Raw genomic sequence first — 20,074 nt, 5'->3', positions numbered from 1 at the left:
TACAAGCGAAAAGAGAAACACTATGACCGTTGTCAAAGCTGGCCTGCGCTACACCGCCGACCACGACTGGATTAACTCCGAAACCCCCGCGCGCGTGGGCGTATCCGACTACGCGCAAAACGAGCTGGGCGAGGTCGTCTACGTCGAGCTTCCCGAGGTCGGAGACGAGCTGACCGCCGGCGAATACTGCGGCGAACTCGAATCCACCAAGTCGGTAGCAGAACTTGAAGCGCCAGTGAGCGGAACCGTCGTCGAGGTCAATCAGGAGGTGCTCGACAACCCTGAGCTCGTCAACGAAGACCCGTACGGTGCAGGCTGGCTCTACACGGTGACCGTCACCGAGGAAGGCCCGCTGAGCAGCGCCGAGGAATACGCTGAAGAAGTGGGCGGCACCATCGAATAAAGCGTCGACTAGCCTAATCATGAGGTGAGGAGCGACACAGTGGCCGAGATCGATAAGCACCGGGATGCCTCGTCGCATCATTCGTTAGCGTCCGCGCTCATGCGGGTCCTTATCATTTTTGTGGTGGTCACGTTCTGGTCACTCATGCTCTCCATCGCCTACGCCTATCGGATGATCCCCACCGGCTTGTTCGGGTGGATCCGCTTGCCGGCGGGGATCTCTCCGTTCGAAAAACTCAACTTGGGGATTGCCGACGTCGTCGCCTATGTTGCGCTCTTCGTCGCCATCCTCATCGCTGCAACTGTTCAGCAAAACTCGACAATCGCGTCTGCCGAATCGATTGTTGACAACCGGCCCACAAACGCGGCCGAAGCGAAACAACAGCAAAAAGCGCTCGCCGTGTATTCCAGCCAGGCAGAAATGTCCACCCTCGTCAGCTTCGGCGCTGCTTTCGGTGTGCTCATGCTCGCCTGCCTTTTCGGGCTACAAGAAATGGCACTGACCGGAGCGGCGGACGCCGCCGTCGACCAGCACGGCGTGGGCTGGAACGGCTTCATCAAGTCTTTGCACGCGCTCGCCCATCCGCGCGTGGCCTTCCTGTTCTTCGTCAGCCTGCTACTGTTCATGACCACTTACGCCTCGATGCCGTCGTGGAAATCTACGGGTTTGTTCCGCCGGCAGGTTGAAGATAATGCATGGGCGGCCAAAGAACGCCTGCGCCTGATCGCTGAAGAACACGACCTCGACAACGTCAAGCCGATCAAAAATCCGGTTGGAGCGACGGCCGCAGCCGCCCTCGGCTACCTGGGATACGTCGTGCTCTTCACGGTGGCACTCAACGGACTACTCGTTCTCTTGGCCTCCGGCGACGGTTTTCATAGCCTTTTAGCATCGGAGAATCTCAAGTTCCTTGCACTGCTGAGCCTGGTGGCGATCACGGTTTCGACGACCGTTGGGAACCTCATGCTCCGCATGATGCACCTACAAGGCCAAACCACCACGCTCATTTCGGTCTCCCTGATAGCGAGCCTAGCCACCGCCATCTATATCGTGCATGCCGAAGGTGCCATGTGGTCGCTTGCGCTTGTTATCGCCATCCTGGCTTACGCGTGCCTGTGGGCGGCGCTATACAAGAACGCCGGGAAGATTCTCGACGAAAAGAATCCCGCCACATGGGAATTCCTTGTCAATCCGCCGAAGTTCATCGTCATGCGCCGCTACGAACGCATCCGCGCCTCGGCCGCCACGCTGGCATAGGCGAGCGTGATCGAGGGCACAGGCGAGTGTGATCGAGATTCGCCGTGCGATGTTGGGCCTTGCTGCAACTATGTGCAGGGCTGGCTGAAATCGCATCCTGAATCTCGGGCTAGGAGGAATCCTGAACTAAGAGTAGATCGGCTTTCCACCCATCGACACGACCCACTGCTCTAACATCGCACCCGGCGAGGTCTGCGGGGTGACTCCAAGGTCGTCCGCGTACTGCCAATCAGCGGCCAAACCGCCGTTGATGTTGTCATACGACATGATGATCCGGTACGGCGGTTGGAAGTTGCCGTGAAGAATGGTTTGTAACAGTTCTCTCCCACCGCTGTTTGCGATCTCCCGACCCAGTTCGAAAGCGCTCACACCATCGGTGAGCTCCCTGTTAGCGACCTCGTTCGAGTTGAGGAACTCGTTGCCAACACGGAAGTACACCGCCTGCCCGACCGATAGGTCAGCCATATCCGTGTAAATCCAAATCTCAGATACAGCCTGCGAACCGCCAATATAGTTGACGGCCGCCTGCATCGCGTTCATACTGTACGTTTCAAACGCCGCTTTAATCGGATCATGAGACATCGGTTTATTCCTTCCCGCGGCGAACCAGTGCACCACCGCCAGTCAGTGCAATTATCGCAATAATCCCCAGGCCGACGACGCCGGACGCGCCGGTTCGCGGCAACGCAGGAGGTGTCGTCGGCGTGGGTGTTGGGGTCGGCGTGGGCGTGGGCGTAGGCTCCGGCGTGGGTGTTGGGGTCGGCGTAGGTGTCGGTGTTGGCTCCGGCGTGGGTGTCGGCGTCGGCGTCGGCTCCGGCGGCGGAACCGACGCTTTGTTCACCAGCACGAGGTTGACGATCTGCGCCTCACCGGGGTTGACCGTAAACGTGCCGTCGCCGTTATCGACCACGCCGTCTCCGGTGATCGTGTAGTTTTCCCACGAGATGCCGGGCACGGCCGGAAGATCGACTTCCTTGATCGTGAACACGGCCGGTTTCGGATGGCGGATCGACTTGCTCGCATTCTCGGCGCCCACGCCGTGGATGTCCACAGTCCTCACCGTCGGATCATCACCCACGGTGTAGGCCACCCTGAATTGCGTGTCGGCAGGTATCTGGTCTGCGCCGTCGCCCTCAACTTCTTTCGCGATAGCAAACCGCGTGTACGCATCCCCTTGAGCTGTGATCTCATACGACGTTTCGTAGTCGACGATTTTGACTTCTTTGAAGCTCTCTACCGTGGCCTCGTTGGCGAATTTATCACCTTGGACGACGGTGCCTTGAGGCCGAGTCTCGTATTCAATCCGGTATTCGCGCAGCTCGTCAGGGTAAGTTTTGAATCTCAAGATAAACGATGTTTCGCCTGCTTGAGCCGTGTTGTACTCGATGAACTCTGCAGGAATCTCGGTCCACTGCTCAGGATCGTGCTTAGACAGAATGTTGCCCTGTGCGTCTTCAACAAGCTCCATCGACCTGATCGTGAACTGGTCCGCGTTGAACGCAAGCTCGTGCGGTTCACCGGTTCTGGAAACCATCTTGTCCGTGACCGTGATGCGCCCTTCGGCATCAGCCACAGTCGAGGGAATGGCGATCCGCCAGATGAGATTTCCGGCGTTGTCGACCCAACCGGTTTTAATCGGCTTTTGCATCCGCGGCTCGTTCGGCAACGGAAGAACCTGACCACCTGGCACAGGAACGTAACGGATCTCCGTGCCAATATTGAATGCGAACTGGCTAATGTTCTCCTCTGTGTGAATCTGCGCGTTGATGGAGAGCTGGCCGTGAAGGTTTTCCGTCAGCCCTGCTAGATCGGTGATCTGGCACACCAGAGTGGCGGGCTCCGCGGTGGCCCAGACGTATGGAGTTTGCTTGCATTCACCGATCTTACGGCCGCTTACCTCGAGGTCTTTGTCTTCCAGCGTGCCGTAGTAAATGAGCTCCTTAGGTAACTCAAGGCCGAACGTATCGCCGACCTTCACGCCGTCGGGATTCGGGCTCCCATCTGCAAGGACGGGGTCTGGCAAACGCCAGTCGGCCGTGACCGACAGTCTGTCCCACTGGTAGGTTCCAGAAGGATCCTGCCTGTCGATGTTCTCAACCTTGATGTTGGTGAACGCGTTGTTGTGGGTGAGCTGCACCTGTGAAGCGACCGCCGAGGGTACAACAGAGAGCACCCCGAAAAGGAGCACGAACATGGCAAGCAGTGCCACCAGTAATTTTGACGAAGGTTTCCTTGATAAGGCCCCTTGCCTAACAGGCATTCGCATTTGTACGTCCATTTCTCACATTCATGCCACTGCCGCGGCTTACTTACCGGATGGTTCTCCGGCACCAGTTTCCTTTAAACGATCCAAATTGCCAGTTTACATGACACGCAGAGTTTCACCTTCGGCATATTAGTATTCGGAATCCCGACGCCGGATGGATCTTGCCGCGAGCGCATTCCAATCAGTCGCGAGCGCGTGTCATCCAGCTGTTGCTTCTTGGCGTCCAGTCGTGTCCCGCGCATTTTGCTCACGTGAGTGGGCGTTGCCAGATACTATGAAGGGGTGGCGATGCGAATCGCTCGCCTAGACAGTTGGCCGAAGACTTCACAGAGGAAGCGAATCAGACATGTCCCATCGCCGTGACTCAGTAACACTTCGTTTCTTAGCCGCCCCCACGGATGTCAACACGCACGGATATGTTGACGGCGGCAAGATCCTGGAATGGATCGATAAGGCAGGGTACGCATGCGCCGCCGCATGGTCGGGCAAGTATGCCGTCACTGGCTACGTGGGCAATATTAGATTTTCGTCGATTATCGCGGCTGGCGACATGGTCGAGGTCGAAGCCCGGGTGGTGTTTACCGGCAGGACGTCGCTCCAAGTGGTGTGTACGGTCTCGTCGTACAATCCGCTCGAACCCGAGCGAATTTTGAACACACAATGCTTGCTGGTGTTCGTTGCGATGGGGTCCGACGGGCGGCCTGCTCCGGTCGAAAAGTTTGAGCCCTACGATGAGTGGAGCCGGATTGAGCACGAGCGTTCGATCACGTTGGCTGGTGTACGCAAAGAGATCGAAGATGCGATGGCCGACCAGGTGTACACCGACGACACCGAAGCCTGCCGGGAGACTTTGCGTTTCTTGGCCGCGCCCACCGATGTGAATTGGGGTGGCAAGGTGCACGGCGGTTACGTCATGCACTGGATCATGACGGCCGGGCAGCTGGTTGCTGAGCGTTGGTGCCACGGCCGCGCCGAGGCAGTGTACGCCGGCGGGTTCCGGTTCTATCGGCCGATGCTGATTGGCGACGTCGTCGAAGTTGACGCCCGCCTGATTTACACGTCGGGTAGCGATATGCACGTGTCCGTGTGGGTGCGTTCTGGCGACCCGCGCGGAACCGAGCTGCAGACCACCACGCATTGCATCATCGTATTTTCCGCACGCAACGACGCCGGCGAGGACGTCCCCGTTCGTCCGTGGGTTCCGCGCCTGCCAGAAGATCGGGCGCTGGAGCGTCACGCGGTTGATCTTGTTGAGATTCGTAAGAAGCTCGTGCGCACAAAGCATCACAAGTCTGCTGAGATGAAGCAAGCCGACGCCGAAAGGGCAAACCGCAGCTCGTAGGGCTGGGGAGTCGCTCAAACGCGGAGCTAACGATTGAGGATTTTCGGTTTGCTGCACATATACGCAAGGCTTCGGAAAATCTCAATTGTTAGCTCCGCCCCGCAAGCAAGCGTTCCGCAAAATGAGCCGCTTTTGCGGTGTTGCTTGCGGGGCGTTGCTCGTAGGCCGACGTTACTTCCGTGCGGCGCTACTTGCGCGGCGAGGTTGCGCGTACCAGAACCACGCCGCTGAGTGCAATGAGCCCGCCGTACCAGGCGACGAAAGCGAATACCGCCGTCGTGGATGGGGTGCCTGCAACGAGGCCGTCCACAAGTTCGGCAACTGCCGTGATCGGGGAAACGTCAACGACTGGGCGCAACGCCGGGGCGTACATGTCGCGTGGCATCATTGCCGTGTTGAAGAACATGGCGGCCATGACGAGCGGCACGAAGCTGACCGCGCCCTGCGGGGTGTTGACGACGTAGCCGAGCATGACGCCAACGCTTGCCGCCGCGAGCGCCACGACGGCGAGTACGGCGACGACGCCGAGCCCGGCACCAAGCGTTCCGACCCTGCCGCCGAGTGCGAGCCCGAGGCCGAAGGCGACGAAGACGGTGATGCCGGCGCGGATCGTCTCTGCCGCGACCCACCCAAGGACCGGTGCCGAGCGCCGCCCGGGCATGGTGGCCAAACGCTGCGGCAGGCCCTCGTGGCGCTCCTGCACGATCGAGCCAGCTCCCATGAGCGCGCCCGTGAATGCGGCACCCACGGCGACCATGAGAGATAGGGGAAGAACTTCCAGCGACGAGCCTGTGAATAGTTTAACCATGCCGTCGAACAGGATGAGCACGAGCCCGATCATGACCACCGGCAGGGCGGCCGCCATGATGAGCACTGAGCGCGAGCGCGCCCACCGCAGCAGGATACGGTTCGCATGAATTGCAGTAGTGTTGACGAGATTCATGAGCGCCTCCGAAATACGCGTGCCACCCATACGCTGCCGACCACGAGCCCGCCGAGTAGCCAGCCAGCCGCCTCGATCGCCGTCGTGCCAAGCGCTCCCCCCGGTGAGCAGGGCGCGGATCGTGTCAATGAGCGGCGAAAACGGCTGGTGCGTGATGATTGGTTGCAGCCAGCCGGGCAGCGTGGCGACTGGGATGAACGCCGTCGACGCCATGAGAAGCGGCATCTCGATGCCCTGGATGAGGCTAGCGGTTTGCACGGGGTGTTGTGAGCGTAGTGCGAGACCGGACGAGGCCAGGCCGAGCACGAGGCCGATCCCCTGCGCGAGCAAGAAGGCCGCCAGCAGACCCGCCGCTGAATCGGGTTGTGCGCCGAACAGAAGGCCGAGCAGTACCACCGTGCCGGCTGAGAGGAGCGAGCGAATGAGGTCGGTGGCCAGCCGAGAACCGATGGTGACGAGCGCGCTGATCGGCATCGTCTGCAGTCTGGCGATGAGCCCCGATTCGATATCCACCGCCATCGCCATTGCCGAACCGCCGGCGGTGAACATGACGGCTTGGAACATGGCGGCGGCCATAAGGTAGAGCGGATAGTCGAAGCCGATGGAGCTGGCCGCATGGCCGAACACGGCGATGAAGGAGACCATGAACAGGCCCGGAATCACAAAAGCGGACACGAGGGAGGCCGCGTTGCGGCGCAGGCGAATGTTGTTGCGCCAGGTGGCACCCGCGAAGGCTCGCATCGTGGACGGGTTGGTGGCGCTGGCCTCAGCGTTGAGCATCGGATGCCTCCTCGAAGGCGCTGCCGAGGAAGACGTCGTCGAGCGACGGCGGCGCGACCTCTGCGCTGACGACTGGCACGTTGGCGTCCGCAAGCGCGGTGAGTGCGCGGGCTAGGTCGGTGGGGCCGCCGTTGACTGGGAAGGAAACCGTTTGATTGGTGCGGGTGACGTGTTCGGCGTCGATCCCCAAAGCTTGTGGTAGCAGCTGGGCGGCGCGGGCGGCGGCGTCGTTGCTTGCACAGGTGACCGAGCCGACCGATTCACCGAACTGCTGGCGTAGCTCCACCGGCGGGCCTTCCATGATGTTGACCCCGCCGCGGATCATGACCACCTTGTCTGCCAGCCGCTCGGCTTCGTCGAGGTACTGCGTGGTGAGGAGGATCGCGACGCCGCGGGCTGCGAGCGCATCGACCATGTCCCATAGTTCGCGGCGCGAGCGCGGGTCGAGGCCGGTGGTTGGTTCGTCAAGGAAAAGCAGCTGCGGCTCTACGACGAGCGAGGATGCGATGTCGAGGCGGCGGCGCATTCCGCCTGAGTATGAGGCGACGCGCTGGTTGGCGGCGTTGGTGAGGCGGAATTCGTCGAGGAGTGCCTCGGCGCGGGCGCGCGCTTGTGGCATGCGCATGCCGTGGAGGCGGGAAAAGAAGATGAGGTTTTCGCGGCCGGTGAGCTCGCCGTCGACCGCCGCGAACTGGCCGGTGAGCGAGATGGTTTCGCGGACTCGTTCGGGGTTTTGTACGACGTCGTGCCCGCACACCGTGATCGTGCCCGAATCCGGTAGAAGCAACGTGGAGGCGATGTTAACCAGCGTGGTCTTGCCAGCTCCGTTGGCGCCGAGGAGGGCGACGACTTCGTTGGGTTCGACGGTGAAGCTCAGCCCGCGAAGTACGGGCTTTGCTGTGGTGCCCGTGCCGTAGGCTTTGTGCACGTTGTTGACTGCTAGAACGGGTTGTGAGCTCATAGATCCACCTTGAGATTTGCACGTGAAGATCGCGCGGATAACGCCATGCGGCTATGTGATTAGGTTAGCCTAACCTAACTGGCGCGCGTCAAGGGTGTCCGAAGCGGACAAGTGAGCTCTTAATAAGAGGCTACTGCTCGCAGCTACACACTCCTCGGAACCAGCGTGGAAAACTGAAAGAATTAGTCTTTCTCGCCGGACTCGGTGTTTTCGGACTCGGTCTCCACGGCCATTTTCGCATATTTCTCGGTAAGAATTTCGAACGTCTCCCGCTTTTTATCTAGATCTAAATTAGCAATTTTCTCTCCCACTGCGTAACAAATGGGAGGAACGATCATGAACACAAAAAACAAAACAGCACCCAAGGCCGGTTGTCCTGTTTTCAAATCATCTTCAGCAAGGCTGATAAGGAGGGCGACTATTGATATAATTACTGCGATAAAACTCAGCACTAGATCACGAATAGCACCTAAACTCGGATATGTTCGGCGCAAAAGAACACGAACACGCTCATCGGAGGACAGCTTGACGCTATTCTCAACACGAGTCAAATTCTTCATGGCATCCTCAATACTCGCCAGTCTCTTTTTCTCAAGCCGCGCTCGAGCCGTGAAAGACCATTTCTTCATAGCCAGCCAATTGGCAATTGAAGGCAAGAACAGAAATGAAAAACCAGACACAATTAGGATTGCAAGAGAAATCCGCTCGCACAGCTCTAACCTATCGCTATCTGACGTTAGAAGCGCGAATATTCCACTACTACGCAAAAGATAAATACCAGACCCAAGATAGCAAATGAATAAAACAATAAGAACAATGAAACCAGGATTGGCCTGCGCCCATTTTGTAATGGCTTCTATTTTATTGGTTCTTCCTTCTTTAGAGTCACCTAGTTCCTTTAATTCGTCGATTAGTGTTTTGTTTTTTTCGCACATATTGACCACTTTACCATAATAGTGAGGTTACCTTCGGGTTGTGGACAGTCGAGTTAGCGGGTTTTGAGTCGCGTGTGGATTTCTCAGCTGATAGACGACCTCGGGGATCCAGCCGGACATTCGAGTGGCGCCATGCTGTGTCGGTAACGGAGTCCAAGAACTTTCAAGATACGGCACGACCAAGCCCTTCCCTCTTCATATTTGACAGTGCCAGGTGAGCCTCAATCGGCTAGCACTCTTTGCGTTGGTTGACACCCGGCACAAGGGCAACCGCGAACCGCAAATACACCGCATTCCATCACGTAACGTATGCGATACTTGTCACTGTGGAGGAACATTTTTTAGAGGCCATAGGCTACCTGCCTGACTGGCAAGCAAATCTCACCCTTATCGACCGCTCGGCGCTTCGTGGCGTGCAGACTAAATCCCAGTGGGAGCACGTCGTCGTCTACAATGATCCGTCGGGCTCCGCACTGTCGCTGTTTCAATCCACGGACGGCGTATCGGGCGAATCGTTTACTGTCCACGGAACACCACGTATTTGCGTTGAGGCATGGCAGCTCACGCCAGGATTGGTCGAGCTGACCGTCATGGATGAACAAGGCGATGTGTTAACCAAGATCTTGGCCCAGGTTGACGACCCACACATGTACCCCCTCTATCCGCTCAAAGCCGTGGGAGAACCGGCTCGTTACGACGATTACTACCTCGGTGCAATTGCAGTAGACGTTGACGTGTTCGACAACGAAGACGCGTGGAAAAAGACCCAAACTCCTCTCGCCTCGCCTACTCTCGCCACGGAAGACGTTGCCGACGGATTCCCCGGTGAAATGTATATTGGTCCGCGCTTTGTCACGAGCCCGTGGCTATTCGCCGTATACGGTGGCGACGCGACGGCAGAAGAAGCCAGCGCTATCAGCATGTTCAAAGCAGTCTGCAAGGACGTTGAGATAGTGGTCAACCAGCTCACTGGCAAGCAGTGGTACCGCATTCACGCTGACTGCAGCATCCCTGTCACCTTGGCGCTACCTATCACAACCACACCTGCACCCAAGGTTGGAAGTATTGTTGATGGGAAAGTATTCCTCACGGGTACAACCGGATTCTGGCTCGACCACCACGGCTCATAGGATCACAGCCCTTAGCCATCTTCCAGCGGTCGTTACGCTGGGTAGCTGAGGGATTTCACGACATCGTTCCGACTATCTCACGCGGCTATATCACGCGACACGGTTCATTTCAGACAATATCCCGCCGGAATCCCTCTTGGTTCGCCCAGTCGGCGAAAATTGGTTGTGCCCGCAGAGGGGCTTATACTCGGCACACTCCGCACAGCAGGTGAAAAAGCGCCGCTTTTCATGGTTTCGGCAATGAGATTACGCTAGGTCACCTGTTACGCGGACATAGCAAGGTATTCTCACGCCGAAGACCCGAGCCACCATAGGGTTAAGGGACAAACAGGGAGCAGTACAACGTATTCCCGGGGTACCTGTTTCGTTCCTGGGGTAGACAAATCGCCGGATTTGGTACCCCTGGAAGTGAACGTGTACCCCCGGAACGCAAATAAAGGATTGCGGCAGTGCTCCAATGAGCCAGCGCAAATAGGTGGCGAGTCGCCTAATCCCTACGTTTCTGCTTATATAGCAGTTTTGGTGAACTCAAGGGAGCTAACCGGCCTCGCTTCTGCTACCACAGCAGAAATGCGTAGAGTAGCCCCTAACGATCACTATCGTGAAATCTAGCCTGCAGGACTACGAGGTCCTCACCATCGACGAGATAGACCACTCTCAATCGAAAGTGCATCGTTACGCTTCGCTATATAGGCTTATTGTCATCCCAGATGAACAAGAAGCAGGAGTACAGACGAAGGTGCCGACCCTTACAATAAGAGTCGGCACCTTCCCTTCCAGAGGGGATCTGATAAACGCCGTGTTTACCAGTTCTCTTGGAAGGTCGAGTCTCGAATCCGGCAAGGGGACACAAGCCGGACTAGGTAATAGAACTCCAAGCGCGTTGCCTTCCTAATTAGGCCCCTTCAGGCGAACAAAAGTTCAGTTTGCTCGCACCTTAGAACGCTGGCGGAGCGCTAAGCCATCTAGCTGTTCGTGGACTAGAGAGACTCAAACCTGTTTAACTCGTTGGCTTTTGACGCCTCCGATTAAGCAGAGACAATGCGCTTCCGACCAGCAGAGCGATGAGCCCGACTGTTCCGAGGGTTTGATAACCCGATGCGCCAGTTAGAGGCAACGCAGGAGGCTGCTTTGAGTCAACGATCGGAGGTGTCGTTGGTGGAACAGGCGGATCATCGGGGATTCGTGTGTTCGTAACAACAGACCCATCCTCAGAAACGGTTTTATTAAACCCGGAAGGAACGTTTAGTTCGTCAACTCTGTAAGAATAGGGAGTTCCCGAGTTGTCGGTCGTTGGCAGATCTGTCCACGTGTAGCTCCACTCCGAGTCCGCGCTAACCTTTACCGGATCGCCGAATTCAACTTCGGAGCCATCATCGACTTTCTGGTATAACTGCAAGTCGACCTCCGGCAGCTCATCGTCATCGACGCCTTCCCATACTTTAGTGGCAGTGAAAGTGGTTACTCCCGGCGTGTAGGTATTCGTCACCGTCAACCCATCATCAGACACCGACTTCGTGTAATTATCCGGAACATCCACCTCATCTACCGTGTAGACATACGGATTGCCATCAAAATCAGTTTCCTCAAGATCAGACCATGTAGCACTGGTCTGCCCATCAGCAAGAGTAACCTCAGACCCTTCCACAGCAACCCCATTACGGAACAGCTGCAAAGTCACCTCCGGGCGAACACTAGGACCGCCCTCCCACACCTTAGAACCAGTGATAGTCGTAACTCCCGGCGTGTAGGTATTCGTCACCGTCAACCCATCATCAGACACCGACTTCGTGTAATTATCCGGAACATCCACCTCATCTACCGTGTAGACATACGGATTGCCATCAAAATCAGTTTCCTCAAGATCAGACCACGTCGCACTGGTCTGCCCATCAGCAAGAGTAACCTCAGACCCTTCCACAGCAACCCCATTACGGAACAGCTGCAAAGTCACCTCCGGGCGAACACTAGGACCGCCCTCCCACACCTTAGAACCAGTGACTTGAGTCCGCTTTATTGAGGCTTTGTTGGTCAACACGAGGTCAACAATTTGGTTTTCACCAGGATCAACCGTGTAGGTTCCATCGCCATTGTCAACAACGCCCTGCCCGGTTATCGCATACTCGTCCCAAGAAATTCCCGGTACGGCTGGCAGTTCAATTTCTTTGATCGTGAAAACCGCAGGCTTAAGGTGCCTAATTGACTTGCTCACGTTGCCGAGACCGTAGATGTCAACAGTTCTAACCGTCGGATCATCATTGACGGTATATGAAACCTTAAATGTTGTGTCGTCCGGTATTCGGTTGACAGCTTCGCCTTCGAGCTGTTTCGAAATAGAGAAACGCGTGTACGCATCACCGTTCGCGGTGATTTCCACCGACGCTTGATACTCCACTTCCCGAGTGATTTGTGTAGTCTCAACCTTGGCTTCATTCACGAATCTATCGCCTTCAAGCACGTCGCCACTCGGCTTCGTCTCATATTCAACTCGGTATTCGCGCAGTTCACCAGGATAAGTACGGAATTTCAGACTGAAAGAAGTCTCGCCCGCTTCAGCGGTGTTTTCCTCAATATAATCTGCCGGAAGATCCGTCCATTGCTCAGGATCATGCTTCGAATAGAGGCGTCCGTCGTCGCCTCTCTCCAACTCCAAGGACTTAATCTTGAAGCCTTCGGGCCCGGATGCGAGCTCGTGAGGCTCCCCCGTACCCGATAGCATTTTATCGCTTACTGTGATTCGGCCTGTCGAGTCCGCGGCTGATGAGGGAATCGCGATCCGCCAGACGAGATTTCCTGATGCCCCCACCCATCCATTTTTAGTTGGCTCAGATAGTCTGGGCTCGAGCGGAATCGGAAGGACTTCGCCTCCTGGCACTGGAACATAAATAATCTCTGTACCAATATTGAACTCAAACTCGGTTACATGTTCGGTCGAGCGCACCTGGGCATTAATGGCGAGTTTTCCATTGAGATTCTCGGTAAACCCTCCCAGATCTGTGATAGTACACAGCAGTTTTGCGGGCTCATCCGTGTCCCAGTTGTAAGGGGTTTGTTTACATACGCCGACCTTATGGTCATCAATCATGAGGTCTTTGTCGCCTAACGCACCGTAGTACGTTAACTGTTTTGGCAACTCGAGTCCAAAGGTATCCCCCACTTTTGTACCTTCTGGATTGACAGAACCGTCTTCAAGAATGGGGTCGGGTAAACGCCAATCGGCGGTGATAGAAATGCTGTCCCATTGGTACGTCGCAGACCCACCCGGATTGGATGTGTTTTCTACCTTGATGTTAGTAAACGCATTATTATGCGTAAACTCTGACGGCGATGCCTGAACTTGCGTTACGCCGAGAATTCCAGAGAAGAGAAGAAAGATCGTAAGAAGCACACCGAGCTTCTTAGAAACTAGCTCCCCCCCCCGCGAGAATTTTATTAGGAGGATTCATATTCCTAACCTTTCTTCATACAGCATGCCTTTAATAAGTGAGCACATAGATCATTTTGGTACTGTTTCCTGCCAATAGCAAGTTTTGTGGAAGAACTACATTCTTTAGCGCTCAGATCGTGGAACATCCGGGACCCCAGATCGACGTAGTCACTGTAGACATTTCGTCCCACCATCTCGAATCCACACATTTTCTTGCACGATCTCAGCTGGGTTACTTGTTAACGGTTACTGACACTCGTTTTCAGCCGCACGTGGGCTTCTCAGCAGGTAGACGACCTCGGGGATCCAGCCAGATATTCGAGTGGCGCCATGCTGTGTCTGTAACGGAGTCCAAGAACTTTCAAGATACGCCTCGGCACTCAGTGAAACACCAGCGTATTCGCGGGCAATCGCAGCCCAATGCGGAAGAACCTCATAACCATAAAGTTCCCAGTCAGGGCGGTTGGTCGGCACCGTGCAGTCCGCCCGATACGGGTGGGCCTCGGTAAGATCCACGAAATCGCTGGCGCTGTTAATTCTGAGAATCTGCCCCACATCGCATTGAAAATCCTGCGGATCAACAACGCGCATCCCTGATTTATCAGTCGCCTTCCACCTCATAATTTTCATGGGAACTTCCGTGATATCACCTTCGAAGAACAAGTCATGGATAGGCATTGACCCAAACAATTGTAAATTCTGAGAGAGCACCGGAGACAAAACTTGGCCTCGATAAAAGGTGATCGGTTGGAAGGTTTCCACGCTTGGCGTCGTCCACCATTGAGTTCCGCCAGCATAATCGTCCGTTAGCTGCCACTGACCGGATTTCGATGGCATCACCACGAAAGATTCCGACACGCATTCCGAATAGGTTTGGACGAAGTGCGAAGACAGCCGTCGTCGTTTATCTTCCGTCACCGACGGAAAATTCACTGGCTCAGAATAGTCAGGTATGCTGCGCAGCAATTCAGAAAAGATCAACAACGCACGTTCGGCGCCGCTGACTTCATCCGGAACCTCACGAAGCAGCTCTTCATCAGAGTGTCCGAAACCTTCCAGAAGGTCGTTGATACGCGGCAGATCGATGGCTGGCGCTGTCGGATCACCAAGCCAACTAGCGATAGCCCAAGCCTGAGCGTTAGGAGTGAGTTCAACCATCGTATTCCGCGGGTCGGTGTAAATATCTAGGTGCGCTGTTGCACAGCATAAAATGTACCATCCTTAGCGCCTGGTACTTATCGCACGACCGAGCCCTTCCCCTCTTTACTTTTGACAGTGCCAGAGGCGCTTTCATTCACTGAGAGCGCCTAGTCATTTTGATACTTGTAGTACGAAATGCTCCGGGGTGCCTTGCAGTCGCGAGCTTTCGATCACTAGTGTAGATTTTCGTGCGCAATCATAGCTGGGCTACATTTCGACCGGCGCTTCTGGATCTCAGCCGTCAGTGATATTCGCGAGCGTCACATCCAAAACATCAGGTTTCGCCCCCGCCCGCACGCGCCGTCCGCCCCGGTTGGTTCCGTCTTTCGCCATAAACGTCCTCCGTATTATGATTAGTTGAACGGATAAACTGCGCTATGGATTTGGGGGCAATAATTGGATGATTGCCATAATAAGCAGCAAGAATCGTCACTATCTTCTGCTGTCCCACTTAAAGCTATTGCGTTTGTTGGGTCAACACAGTTAGTTGCCCTGGCACTTTTTTATTTCGTGACCAAAGTCAACGAAGCAGGCACGCTTTTAGCATCCATACTCGAGATGAGTTCACTAACCGTACTTATCGGCTTGTTCCTCAAAAAAGGCATCATCCTTGCCACGACAATAGCGTTCCTGTTCATAAGCTTCGTAATTTCCACATTCGTAGGATTGGCCACCCACAGATACGCCCTATCTGCGTTTTCGGCACTCACCAGCTTCAGCCTAGGTCTGATGCTATATTTACCATCGGTGAGTAACGTCAACTTGCCGCATGTCTATCAGCTACCCCAAATATCTCTCATCATCCCCCTTCTTTTTGCTACTCCTCTCCTAACCCTTGTTATACAGAAGCCTAACCGTGACGAGTAGAGAGGAGCACCTGCGGCAGAACCCATACTCGGCCCGCTCCGCGTAACACATGAGAAAAGGGCCAATTTCATGCTTTTTGGCAATGAGATTACGCTAGGTCACCTGTTATGCGGACTCGAAGCGGTATCCCCGCAACGAAGAGCCAAGCCCACCACCAGATGGTAAGGGTTAAGGGACAAACGGGGAGCAGTACAACGCATTCCCGGGGTACCTGTTTCGTTCCTGGGGTACCAAATCCGGCGATTTGTCTACCCCGAGAAGCGAACGTGTACCCCCGGAACGTAAATAAAGGATTGCGGTAGTGCTCCGATAAGCCAGCTCAGATTGGTGGCGAGCCGCCTGAGCCCACGTTTCTGCTGATATAGCAGTTTTGGCGAACTCGAGGGCGCTGAACGGCTTCGTTTCTGCTACCACAGCAGAAATGCGGCGAGAAGCCCGGAACTATGTCCGAGACATCGCATTTGTGGAGCTAAGGGGATTCGAACCCCTGACCTCTTCCATGCCATGGAAGCGCGCTACCAACTGCGCCATAGCCCCGTTAACTCGTTTTATATTACTCACAAGTCCACCGCCGCGCCAATTACGCCGCTGGTCTTTCCAGTGAAAACGCTCACCCGCACCCGATTACCGGGATATGTTAGGCGGCACCACTGTACGCCGATTATAAGACCGCAACTGCCACGGCGGGGTGCCACCTTCGCGAGGTTCCACGATTGCCCACCGGCAATTATCCATCCCGTGCAATCCCACCCACTCAGATGGGTTTTGCCCGAGCAACGTCATAATCCCATTGGCGATCGAACCGCCATGGGCAACGAACACGATCGTCTCCCCCGAATCAGCGCCCGCACCAGCACGCGCACCAGCACGCGCACCAGCATCCACACCAGCATCCACACCTACGTCCGCCACGGCATCAAGCACCGCGTCGTATACCCGTTGGCCGGTGGCCTGCCGCGTTTCCAGGCCCACGCTCTCAACTTCACGGCCGGCCCGCCACTGCGCCCATTCGTCCGGGTAGCCGTCACGGATTTCGTCAGATGTCATGCCCTCCCACAGCCCGTAGGCACGTTCGGACAGCCGCTGATCCGCCACAACGCGCAGCCCGGTTTCGTCAGCCAAATACTGTGCGGTCTGCATCGCCCGAGTCAGTGGCGATGAATAAATCCGGGTCGGTTCAATACGTGCCAACTCGGTGGCGGCCGCACGCGCCTCTGCATGCCCGGTCTCGTTCAACGGGAAATCTGACGAGCCTTGTATTCTCAAAGCAAGATTCTGGTCGGTCTGCCCATGGCGCCAAAACACTAAGCGCAGACGGTCTGCCATTAGTCATCTCCCTCGTCGAATACTGGCTGGAAATACTGTGCGAGGTCAGAGGTCTCGGGCTCTTCTACAGTCACGTCGTCAGGCAATTCGATTTGTGGCTGGTCGCCCCACAGTTTTTCGAGCGCATAAAACTCGCGGTCTTCGTCGTGTTGTACGTGGACCATGAGCCCGCCATAGTCGAGGAGCACCCATCGGGCTTCACCTTCGAGGCCTTCACGCCGTAGCCGTTCGTGGCCGGCTTTATACATGGCTTCTTCGATGTCGTCAACCAGACCGCGGACCTGGCGTTCGCTTGAGCCAGACACGATCAGGAACACGTCAGTAAGAACGAGCCGTTCGGAAACGTCGATTGCTGTGATCGACGTTGCCTTGCCGGCGGACGCAGCACGTGCTGCAAGATAGGTGAGGTCAATCGATTCGGGTGTAGCTGCCACGGTGTCCTTTCGCCTTACAACAGCAACTTAAATACGTCGGTCACAACGCTTATTTCTGGTGCGGACAGGTATCGGTGGTTGATCCACGATCCCACTAGGTATCCCACGAGAGCGCCGAGCAGCACGGCGATCAGAATGTTCAGCCATGTGCGCCGCGGGGCTTCCACTTCGGTTTCCATTTCTTCGAGGTCTCCGCCGGTTTCGTAGGTGGCGACCGCCGAGTCTGGCGCTTGTTCAGGTGTGACGCTCTCTGCGGGCTCAGCCACCACTGCGCTTTGCGCTGCCGCCCCTACCGTGTCGTCGCGGCGCGTGCGTGCAAGGAGTCGATCTTGCAAGGATCCTTGCGCGTTTTCGGCTTCGCTATCGTCACTGGTCTCGGTAGCGTCTTTTTCGCCGACGACGCCGTCGCCGTCGGCCTGCTTTTCTTCGGCGGACTCGGTCTTGTCGTCGTCTTCAAACCTGTCGAACACCGATTTGCGCTGTGTTGTTTCCGGTTGCTCCGCAGGTTCAGGATCGGGCTGTTGCTCCGCCTTCGGGGCCTCGTCCACGGAGTCCATCTGCACGGTTTGCGTGCCGCCATCTTCTTCGCCAACATCTTCGCTGACTTCCTCGCCAGCCTGTTCTAAGGCTGCGGCATCAAGCGCCTGCTGCCGTTCTTGTTCGGCTAATTCGCGCAGTTCCTTACGGGAAGGCCGGCGTAGTTTGAGCTCGGCCGTCGTCGAGCCTAATTCTCCTTCAGGAAGCGGCTTGAGCTTGCCCATTTCCCTCAGTTCGCGGCGCGATAACCTGCGACTATCACTCATTTATGACTCCTTGCCCTCAGTGCGTACTGGCACCTGTGAGGTCGTCTCTTCTTCGTTCGATATATATAGATGATACTTGTTTATGTACTGCACTACGCCATCAGGCACCAAATACCAGACGGGAACGCCGTTTGCTGCGCGCTGGCGGATGCCCGTGGAGGAGATCGCCATAGCCGGGATTTCTACGAGCGACACCGATTCGGCCGGCAGCCCGGAAATATCAAGATCGTGCCCTGGCCTGTTCACCCCCACAAAATGGGCGAGTTCCCATAGGTCTTCTTGATCTTTCCACGTCAAGATCTGCGGAAGCACGTCAGCGCCCGTGATAAAGAAAAGGTCGGCGTTGGGATAGATAGCACGCAGGTCGCGCAGAGTATCGATCGTGTAGGTGGTTCCTGGCCGCTCAATGTCAACACGTGACACGTTGAAACGCGGGTTCGACGCAGTGGCAATGACCGTCATGAGATACCGATGCTCGGCGATCGTCACTTTCCGATTCTTCTTAAACGGCTGCTCGCCGGTGGGAACGAAAATAACTTCGTCGAGGTCGAAATAGTATTGCACTTCGGAAGCGGCCACGAGATGTCCGTTGTGGATGGGGTCGAAGGTTCCACCCATGATTCCGATCCGCGGACGCCGCCGCCCGATCTCACTGGCGGACATGCCCGTCACCTTGTACGATCCACGTCGTCGTGGTGAGCTCACGCAGAGCCATCGGCCCGCGGGCGTGCAACTTCTGAGTGGAAATCCCGATTTCTGCTCCGAGGCCGAACTGGCCGCCGTCAGTAAACCGAGTGGACGCGTTGACCATGACGACGGCGCTATCCACGGCCTGCGTGAACATGTTGACGGTGGCCACGTTTTCCGAGATGATCGCTTCCGTGTGACCACTCGAGTATTGGGCAATATGTGCGACGGCGTCTGCCGGGTTATCCACGACACGCACGGCAAGTTCGAGTGCGAGGTACTCGGTCTCCCAGTCAGCTTCCGTGGCCGGCACCGCATCAGCTATCAGCTCGGCGGCCACAGCATCGGCGTGGATGGTCACGCCTGCCTCACCGAGCGACTTACCAAGGCGCGGCAGCAGCTCACCGGCCACATCACGATGCACGAGAACGGTTTCCACAGCGTTACACACGCCCGGGCGGTGGGTTTTCGCATTGACGACGACGTCGTGTGCTCGGTCCACATCAGCCGCGCTATCAACGTAGATGTGGCAGTTACCTACCCCGGTCTCGATCGTGGGCACGGTGGCCTGTTCGATCACTGTTTGGATGAGGCCTGCTCCCCCGCGCGGAATCACCAGATCAACGTATCCGCGAGCGCGCATGAGCGCCACGGCGCCGTCCCGGCCGTAATCGTCGACGCTTGCCACGAGATCCGGGGAAAAGCCTGCCTTGTCGATGCCCGCACGGATCGCCGCAACGAGTACTCTGTTGGATTCCAGTGCCGCCGATCCGCCGCGAAGCAGAACAGCGTTTCCGGCTTTGAGGGCAAGCACTGCGGCGTCCACGGTCACGTTGGGGCGTGCTTCGTAGATCATTCCGATCACACCCATGGGCACGCGCTTGTTTGTGAGCCGCAGGCCGTTGTCCAGTGTGCGGCCTTCCACGATTTCGCCTACCGGATCGGCAAGGGAGGCAACATCCCGTACCGCTTGTGCGATGTCGGCGAGCCGCTGGGACGTCAGAAGCAGCCTGTCGATCAGTGCCGCACTCATTCCTGCGGCTTTCTCACGCTCGACGTCCTCGCGATTAGCGTCCAGGATATTCTGTTCGTTCGCTAACAGCTCATCGGCTATCTTGGCCAGCATCGCATTCTTTTCGGCGGTGTTCGCCACTCGTAGCGCCCGTGCCGCGTCCTTTGCTTTCGTTGCTAGATCGCGGACTGCCTGGTTTGCCTCGGACATACTTACCATCACCACTCCGTCTGATTCCCATTAGTCGGTAGACTCTCAATTATCCTCTACCTTACGGGAATATATGCGCAAGGTATGCGTT

Annotated in this window: 16 protein-coding genes, 1 tRNA gene and 1 pseudogene; 4 read left to right on the top strand and 14 right to left on the bottom strand. The window is 56.4% G+C overall.

Going from position 1 to position 20,074, the window contains the following annotated elements; genetic code table 11:
* The first annotated feature begins 22 nt into the window (after positions 1-22).
* Both gcvH and EL234_RS08860 read left to right on the top strand, forming a co-directional pair.
* A complete protein-coding gene (gene gcvH, locus EL234_RS08865) occupies positions 23-403 on the top strand; it encodes a glycine cleavage system protein GcvH (RefSeq protein ID WP_126417107.1) in 381 nt (126 codons plus the stop codon).
* A gap of 39 nt (positions 404-442) precedes the next feature.
* Entirely contained in the window at positions 443-1,660 is a 1,218-nt protein-coding gene (locus EL234_RS08860; protein WP_126417106.1) for a hypothetical protein, read from the top strand.
* Between the two features lie 126 nt (positions 1,661-1,786).
* On the opposite strand, the gene EL234_RS08855 is transcribed toward EL234_RS08860, so the two are convergent.
* On the bottom strand, positions 1,787-2,242 hold the full coding sequence (locus EL234_RS08855; RefSeq protein ID WP_126417105.1) for a hypothetical protein: 456 nt from the start codon (positions 2,240-2,242) through the stop codon (positions 1,787-1,789).
* Positions 2,243-2,246: 4 nt separating this feature from the next.
* Positions 2,247-3,869 carry a DUF5979 domain-containing protein gene (locus EL234_RS09420; RefSeq protein WP_197718437.1) on the bottom strand — a complete coding sequence of 541 codons (1,623 nt, stop codon included), beginning with the start codon at positions 3,867-3,869 and terminating at the stop codon, positions 2,247-2,249.
* Between the two features lie 403 nt (positions 3,870-4,272).
* On the opposite strand from EL234_RS09420, the gene EL234_RS08845 reads away from it, so the two are divergent.
* Positions 4,273-5,268: an acyl-CoA thioesterase gene (locus EL234_RS08845; protein WP_126417103.1), complete on the top strand. Its 996-nt coding sequence runs from the start codon at positions 4,273-4,275 to the stop codon at positions 5,266-5,268.
* 187 nt (positions 5,269-5,455) lie between these two features.
* Here EL234_RS08845 and EL234_RS09485 read toward each other — a convergent pair whose 3' ends face one another.
* From EL234_RS09485 to EL234_RS08825, 3 genes are all read right to left on the bottom strand, one after another.
* Entirely contained in the window at positions 5,456-6,991 is a 1,536-nt protein-coding gene (locus tag EL234_RS09485; protein ID WP_241969011.1) for an ABC transporter permease, read from the bottom strand.
* Entirely contained in the window at positions 6,978-7,952 is a 975-nt protein-coding gene (locus EL234_RS08830) for an ABC transporter ATP-binding protein (protein ID WP_126417101.1), read from the bottom strand. The genes EL234_RS09485 and EL234_RS08830 overlap by 14 nt, the downstream gene beginning before the upstream one ends.
* A 182-nt stretch (positions 7,953-8,134) precedes the next feature.
* Positions 8,135-8,896: a hypothetical protein gene (locus tag EL234_RS08825; RefSeq protein ID WP_126417100.1), complete on the bottom strand. Its 762-nt coding sequence runs from the start codon at positions 8,894-8,896 to the stop codon at positions 8,135-8,137.
* A 317-nt stretch (positions 8,897-9,213) separates the two neighbouring features.
* Between EL234_RS08825 and EL234_RS08820 the strand changes: the two genes are divergently transcribed.
* The gene (locus EL234_RS08820; RefSeq protein WP_126417099.1) at positions 9,214-10,017 is read left to right on the top strand and encodes a hypothetical protein; all 804 of its coding nucleotides are present in this window, start codon (positions 9,214-9,216) and stop codon (positions 10,015-10,017) included.
* 1,000 nt (positions 10,018-11,017) lie between these two features.
* Here the strand turns inward: EL234_RS08820 and EL234_RS08815 are convergent.
* The 9 genes and pseudogenes from EL234_RS08815 to EL234_RS08775 all read right to left on the bottom strand — a co-directional run bounded on the left by EL234_RS08815 (position 11,018) and on the right by EL234_RS08775 (position 19,992).
* The gene (locus EL234_RS08815; protein ID WP_126417098.1) at positions 11,018-13,405 is read right to left on the bottom strand and encodes a Cna B-type domain-containing protein; all 2,388 of its coding nucleotides are present in this window, start codon (positions 13,403-13,405) and stop codon (positions 11,018-11,020) included.
* A gap of 285 nt (positions 13,406-13,690) precedes the next feature.
* Positions 13,691-14,602, bottom strand: a complete 912-nt coding sequence (locus EL234_RS08810) for a hypothetical protein (protein WP_126417097.1) — start codon at positions 14,600-14,602, stop codon at positions 13,691-13,693.
* Between the two features lie 294 nt (positions 14,603-14,896).
* Positions 14,897-14,977: pseudogene (locus EL234_RS08805) on the bottom strand (terminase); the annotation flags it as partial.
* Between the two features lie 998 nt (positions 14,978-15,975).
* Positions 15,976-16,048: transfer RNA gene (locus EL234_RS08800), tRNA-Ala, on the bottom strand.
* 87 nt (positions 16,049-16,135) lie between these two features.
* Positions 16,136-16,837 carry a histidine phosphatase family protein gene (locus tag EL234_RS08795; RefSeq protein ID WP_126417096.1) on the bottom strand — a complete coding sequence of 234 codons (702 nt, stop codon included), beginning with the start codon at positions 16,835-16,837 and terminating at the stop codon, positions 16,136-16,138.
* Positions 16,837-17,271 (bottom strand): ribosome silencing factor, encoded by a 435-nt coding sequence (rsfS, locus tag EL234_RS08790; RefSeq protein WP_126417095.1) that lies wholly within the window; start codon positions 17,269-17,271, stop codon positions 16,837-16,839. The genes EL234_RS08795 and rsfS overlap by 1 nt, the downstream gene beginning before the upstream one ends.
* Before the next feature lie 14 nt (positions 17,272-17,285).
* Positions 17,286-18,074, bottom strand: coding sequence for a hypothetical protein (locus EL234_RS08785; RefSeq protein ID WP_126417094.1), 789 nt, complete (start codon positions 18,072-18,074; stop codon positions 17,286-17,288).
* On the bottom strand, positions 18,075-18,737 hold the full coding sequence (gene nadD, locus EL234_RS08780; protein ID WP_126417093.1) for a nicotinate-nucleotide adenylyltransferase: 663 nt from the start codon (positions 18,735-18,737) through the stop codon (positions 18,075-18,077).
* The gene (locus tag EL234_RS08775) at positions 18,724-19,992 is read right to left on the bottom strand and encodes a glutamate-5-semialdehyde dehydrogenase (protein WP_126417092.1); all 1,269 of its coding nucleotides are present in this window, start codon (positions 19,990-19,992) and stop codon (positions 18,724-18,726) included. Before EL234_RS08775 ends, nadD begins: the two co-directional genes overlap by 14 nt.
* Between the last annotated feature and the right edge of the window lie 82 nt (positions 19,993-20,074).

This window comes from Trueperella bialowiezensis (assembly GCF_900637955.1).
GTDB lineage: Bacteria > Actinomycetota > Actinomycetes > Actinomycetales > Actinomycetaceae > Trueperella > Trueperella bialowiezensis.
This window is presented reverse-complemented; position numbering and strand designations above follow the sequence as displayed.

Bases quoted from the DNA above. Each gene is read 5' to 3' on its own strand.
- nadD (WP_126417093.1), bottom strand. From the start codon at position 18,737: ATGTCCGCCAGTGAGATCGGGCGGCGGCGTCCGCGGATCGGAATCATG.
- EL234_RS08795 (WP_126417096.1), bottom strand. From the start codon at position 16,837: ATGGCAGACCGTCTGCGCTTAGTGTTTTGGCGCCATGGGCAGACCGAC.
- EL234_RS08775 (WP_126417092.1), bottom strand. From the start codon at position 19,992: ATGGTAAGTATGTCCGAGGCAAACCAGGCAGTCCGCGATCTAGCAACG.
- EL234_RS08855 (WP_126417105.1), bottom strand. From the start codon at position 2,242: ATGTCTCATGATCCGATTAAAGCGGCGTTTGAAACGTACAGTATGAAC.
- EL234_RS08845 (WP_126417103.1), top strand. From the start codon at position 4,273: ATGTCCCATCGCCGTGACTCAGTAACACTTCGTTTCTTAGCCGCCCCC.
- gcvH (WP_126417107.1), top strand. From the start codon at position 23: ATGACCGTTGTCAAAGCTGGCCTGCGCTACACCGCCGACCACGACTGG.
- EL234_RS08810 (WP_126417097.1), bottom strand. From the start codon at position 14,602: ATGGTTGAACTCACTCCTAACGCTCAGGCTTGGGCTATCGCTAGTTGG.
- EL234_RS08830 (WP_126417101.1), bottom strand. From the start codon at position 7,952: ATGAGCTCACAACCCGTTCTAGCAGTCAACAACGTGCACAAAGCCTAC.
- EL234_RS09485 (WP_241969011.1), bottom strand. From the start codon at position 6,991: ATGCTCAACGCTGAGGCCAGCGCCACCAACCCGTCCACGATGCGAGCC.
- EL234_RS08785 (WP_126417094.1), bottom strand. From the start codon at position 18,074: ATGAGTGATAGTCGCAGGTTATCGCGCCGCGAACTGAGGGAAATGGGC.